At 65.3% G+C, this 5,103-nt stretch carries 4 protein-coding genes; 3 read left to right on the forward strand and 1 reads right to left on the reverse strand.

Annotated elements, in window-relative coordinates; translation table 11 throughout:
- Positions 1-115: 115 nt before the first annotated feature.
- Positions 116-1,117 carry an amidohydrolase family protein gene (locus AC50YM_RS20440; RefSeq protein ID WP_494958759.1) on the reverse strand — a complete coding sequence of 334 codons (1,002 nt, stop codon included), beginning with the start codon at positions 1,115-1,117 and terminating at the stop codon, positions 116-118.
- A 123-nt stretch (positions 1,118-1,240) separates the two neighbouring features.
- Between AC50YM_RS20440 and AC50YM_RS20445 the strand changes: the two genes are divergently transcribed.
- The 3 genes from AC50YM_RS20445 to AC50YM_RS20455 all read left to right on the forward strand — a co-directional run bounded on the left by AC50YM_RS20445 (position 1,241) and on the right by AC50YM_RS20455 (position 5,002).
- Positions 1,241-2,767 (forward strand): bifunctional 3-(3-hydroxy-phenyl)propionate/3-hydroxycinnamic acid hydroxylase, encoded by a 1,527-nt coding sequence (locus tag AC50YM_RS20445; protein WP_494958760.1) that lies wholly within the window; start codon positions 1,241-1,243, stop codon positions 2,765-2,767.
- Positions 2,768-2,775: 8 nt separating this feature from the next.
- A complete protein-coding gene (locus tag AC50YM_RS20450; RefSeq protein ID WP_494958761.1) occupies positions 2,776-4,092 on the forward strand; it encodes an MFS transporter in 1,317 nt (438 codons plus the stop codon).
- A gap of 112 nt (positions 4,093-4,204) precedes the next feature.
- Positions 4,205-5,002: an IclR family transcriptional regulator gene (locus AC50YM_RS20455; protein ID WP_494958762.1), complete on the forward strand. Its 798-nt coding sequence runs from the start codon at positions 4,205-4,207 to the stop codon at positions 5,000-5,002.
- Positions 5,003-5,103: the final 101 nt, after the last annotated feature.

A 5,103-nucleotide genomic window follows, 5' to 3' on the forward strand; every position in this document is an offset into this window, starting at 1 on the left:
AAAAAAAAAGACGAGGGGGGGGGATTTTTTGGGGGGGTGGGGGGGGGTGGGGTGGGGGGGGGGGCGGCGCTTTCGGGGGGGGAGGGCCCCGCCGCAGGCGAATTAGCGCGGAGGATTACCGGGCGGACAGCGACGGTACGCCGGCGGATTCCGGCACGTTGAGGCGTAGCAGCCGTTCGGCATTGCGGAAGCCGATCTTTTCCCGGTCAGCCTCGCTGATGGGAGCGTTGTCGAGGAATTCGGAGGCTTCCCTGATGGTCTCAAACGGGTAGTCAGTGCCGAAGAGGATGTGGTCCGAGCCGAGGGCCAGGAGGGCACACAGCAGCGGGGCGGGGGAGCAGACGCCGCTGGTGGTGATGTAGAGGTTGTCGCGGATGTACTGGGACGGGTTGCCCTTGGCCAGTTCGATGCCGTGGTGGTTGTGGAAGTTCCAGCGGGAATCCAGCCGCCAGAGGACATAGGGCAGGCCCTCTCCCATGTGCCCGAGCATGAGCTTGGCTTGCGGGAAATCATCGAAAACTCCGCCGAAGATCAGCCGGAGGGCGTGGGTCGAGGTGTCGATGCCCCAGCTCCACATGGGGCCGACAAGCTCGGGGTGTCCGCTCAGGACATCGGCGGTGTCCACGCCGTTGGCCGGGTGCAGGTAAAGCGGGACATCCAGGCCTTCTGCCATCTCCCAGACGACCCGGAGCTTGGGGTCATCCAGGTACATGCCGTTGGTATGCGCGTTCACCAGCGCACCCTTCATGCCCAACTGTGTGACAGCACGCTCCAGTTCCTTCGCCGCGGCCTGCGGATCCTGCAGAGGCAGGGCGGCAAAGCCGGAGAACCGGGTGGGGTTCTCGGCCATGACACCGGCCAGGAAGTCATTGACCGTGGTGGTCTTCGCGATCGCGGTGCCCGGATCCGTTTCGGCCTGAATGCCGGGGGAGTTCAGCGAGAGCACTTCCATGTCAATGCCGTACAGGTCCATCTCCGGGAGGCGCTCGGCCTGGAAGTCCAGCAGCCGGCGGGAGGCATCGGCCCAGGCCTGGGGCTGGGCGATGGCACTGGTGCTGCTTCCGTACCCGACGAGGTCAGGGGTGACGAAGTGTTCTTCGAGGGCAATCTTTTTCACGGGATCTCCTGGCATCTTGATTCAAAGTCATTCACTAATATGCATTGACTTCACTAATAATGAATCCTACTGTGACTAAGTGTCAAGGATCACAACTGTGGTCCCGATCCGGAGGACTAGAGGATGATGATGGAAAAATTCGATGTTGCGGTGGTCGGCTACGGCCCCGTCGGCATGGCCATGGCGGCGCTGCTCGGCCAGGCCGGGCATCAGGTTGTGGTGCTGGAACGCTATGCCGGGCTTTACAACCTGCCGCGCGCCGCCATCTTTGACGATGAAACGATGCGGACCTTCGCCCGGCTGGGCATCGCCGAGAAGATGCTGCCCAAAATAAACGCCCAGCGGAACTACGAATGGCGCAACGCCGCAGGGGACCTGCTCATCGAGCACGAGTTCGCGCTCAAGGGCGCCTCCGGCTGGTCCGAGTGGTACATGATGTACCAGCCGGAGCTCGAAGAGGAACTGGACCGTCTCTTCCGCACGATGCCCAACGTCACCGTCTGGTTCGACGCACCGGTGGAGGGCTATACCGAGACTGCGGCCGGGGTGGAACTGCAAGTTCCAGGCGGAAACGTCCAGGCATCCTATGTGGTGGCCTGCGACGGCGGCAACGGCTTCACGCGCGGCTGGCTGGGGGCGGACCTGGAAGATTTCGGGTTCTCGGAGCCGTGGCTGGTCTGCGACTTCCGGCTCACCGCAGAGACAGACCTGCCGCACGCCCGGCAGGTCTGCGACCCGAATCAGCCGCAGTCCATCATCTCGCTGGGACCGGACCATCACCGCTTCAGCTTCATGCTCGACTCCGCAGAGGATTTCCTGATCGAACGCGACCCGCAGCGGGTCTGGGCGCGCGTGGCCCCGTACTTGTTGCCGGACCAGGCCGAACTGATCCGGGTAGCGACCTACACCTTCCGTTCCCTCATCGCCCGCCCGTGGCGGCGCGGCAGGATCATGCTGGCCGGCGACGCGGCGCACCAGATGCCGCCGTTCCTGGGGCAGGGCATGTGCTCGGGCATCCGGGACGCGCAGAACCTGGCCTTCAAGCTGGACCTGCTGCTCTCCGGCCGGGCGCAGGAAGCAATCCTGGATACCTACCAGAGTGAACGCGAGCCGCACGTGGCCGCCGTCGTGCACAAGGGCATCGAACTAGGCAAGGTCCAGACCATGCGCGATCCGCAAAAAGCCCAGGAGCGGGACCTGCAGTATCTGGAAAACCGGCGGAAGAACATGAAGCCGGACAAGCTCCGCTTCCCCGGCCTGGGCCCGGGCCTGGTCTCCCGCTCGGACCACCCTGCCAACGGCCGGCTGTTCATCCAGGACGAGGTACGCACCGACGCGGCCGCCGGCCGGTTCGACGAGATCTTCGGCTACGGCTTCAAGCTCCTGCGCCGCAGCTCCTCCGGGAGCGGCCGCCCGGGCGACGTCACCGTCATCGACCCGGACACCGGCGAGGTGAGCGGGTCCTTCACCGACGTCACCGGAAGCTACCTGCGCTGGTTCGATGAAAACGACTGCCAGGCTGTTCTTGTCCGACCGGATTTCTACATCTTCGGAGCCGCGCGGACCGACCGCGATTACCAGACGCTCCTCCGTGAATACAGCGATGCATGCTCCACAGTGGGCAGCAGCGCGCAAACAGTAGGAGTATAACGATGTCAATGACGACAAAAACTGCTGGCACGGCAATAGGCCGGGTCATCACCGAACGAACCCTGCTGACCGTCGCGTTCGTGATCGCGGCCCTTGAAGGCTACGACCTGGCCGTGTACGGCGTCTCCGTGCCGGCGCTGCTGGCCGACGGATCTCTGCACGTGGACAAAGGATCCGCCGGAACCCTGGGCTCCGTGGTCGGCGTCGGGATGCTCATCGGCGCCGCACTGGCCGGCGCCCTGATGCGCCGAGTCGGGGCGCTGCGCCTCATCCTGGCCAGCTGCATCATCTTCTCCGCCGGCATGGTGCTCTCCGCCGCCGCGGCGAACCTGGCCCTCTTCGGAACGGGCCGCACCCTGGTCGGACTTGGCCTGGGCGTCGTACTGCCCACCCTGCTCGCCTACGTGGCGGACCTCTCCGTCCCGGAACACCGCAACCGCAACACCGGCATCGTCATGGCTGGCTACGCTGCCGGCGGTCTGGCAGCACCGCTGCTGGGCGCCGTGCTGCTGCCGGTCACCTCGTTCCGCTGGCTGTACATCATCGGCGTCCTCCCTGCGCTGATCATCCTGCCGTTCGCCTGGAAGCTGCTTCCGGTGCCGCCCGTTCACCTGCTGCGCAGCGGCCACACGGAGGAAGCACACAGCCTGAGCCGAGCCATGGGACTTCCTGCGCCGGTGCTGACCGTGGCCGGAAAGCGGAACTTCGCCGGTATTGGTCCGCTGTTTTCCCGCGGCGTCGCGGGCGCAACCCTGCTCTTCTGGGTCATGACGTTTTGCGGCCTGCTGCTGGTCTTCGGCATCACGGCTTGGCTGCCGACCATGATGCAGGCCAACGGCTACTCGCTGGGCTCGGCACTGTTGCAGACCGCGGCCATGTGGATCGGCGTCGGCGTGGGCGTGATCGTCGGCGGCCGGATCGCCGATGCCATCGGAGCCAAACCCGTCGTGGTGGCGGCCTTCCTGACCGGGGCCGTCAGCCTGATTGTCATGAGCATGAACCCCAACGTGATCGTACTGTTCATCTTTATGTTCCTGAGCGGCGTCGGCTTTATCGGCTCGCAAATCCTCGTCAACGGCTTCATCCTCACCCGGTACCCGGACGACATGCGCGGCAGCGGGCTGGCCTGGGCCTTGTCCTTCGGCCGCGTAGGCGCCATCGTCGGGCCCTCACTGGGCGCCTGGGTGATGACTTCCGGGCTCGCGGTCGAATGGAACTTCTACGCCTTCGCCATCCCCGCGGTGGTCGGCGCCATCGCCTCGGTGCTCGTGCCCCGCGTCCGGGTGCCGGCCGTGACCGGCACCAGCGTCCCACCCCGGCCCTGACCCTTCGACTCCCGGCAAGGCACAGATATATACCCCCGCGTCCCGACCATCACCCGTAACGGTCGGGACGCGGCCGGTCATAATGGACCATGAGGCAAAGGAAGTATCAGCATTGAGCGCGTTGGAACAGGCCGGGCCCCCGGAACGGCAGGGCATCCAATCCGTCGAGTTGGCCATGCGCGTACTGCAGGCCCTGGAGGCCGGTGGCGGCCCCATGTCTCTGTCTGAAATTGCCGAGCGCAGCGGCTTCCAGCCCAACAAGGCACACCGTTACCTTGTCAGTCTGGTCCGCGCCGGGCTGGCATCCCAATCCCCGAAGACCGGAAGGTACGACTTCGGCGCCGCCCTGCGCCGGCTCGGCGCCGAATCACTGCGCCGCACCAACGAAGTCGCCGTCGCATCGGACTACGCCATGATGCTGCGCGACAGTTGCGGACATTCAGTCAATATCTCTGTCTGGGGTGAGGACGGCCCCGTCGTCGTGCGGTGGGACTACGGCTCCCACGCGCTCCCGATCAACGTCCGGGTCGGGGCGAAACTGCCCATGCTCACATCCTCCGGCGGGCTGGTGTTCCTGGCCTACCTGCCCCCGTCCATGACCGCCAAGGCGCTGGAAGCCGACCGCGCCCGGCGCAGCCGGTCGGCGTACCCGGACGAGGAAATCAGCCGGATTAAAAAGAACGTGCTTTCCGCCGGCTACTCGATCACCACCGGAGGCGTGATTCCAGGGGTATCCTCCATCGCCGCCCCCGCGTTCTCTACCGGGGACTCGCTGCCGCTGGCCATCTCCGTTGTTTTTCCCGCCGAAGTCGTCGACCAGGATGAGATGGACAAGGTCACTGCAGAACTGCTGGAAACCACGCGGACCATTTCCCGGGAACTCGGAGTCTCCGCGGAGGACGCCGGCTGACCTGCAGCGGGGCGTCCCCCTCTGTGCATCGCTTCCGGCTTGTCCCTGCGCGAGCGGAAGTGGTTTCGCAGGAAGGGTGTGGGTTTTTTAGGAGCACACCA

This window comes from Pseudarthrobacter sp. RHLT1-30-1, assembly GCF_059383415.1.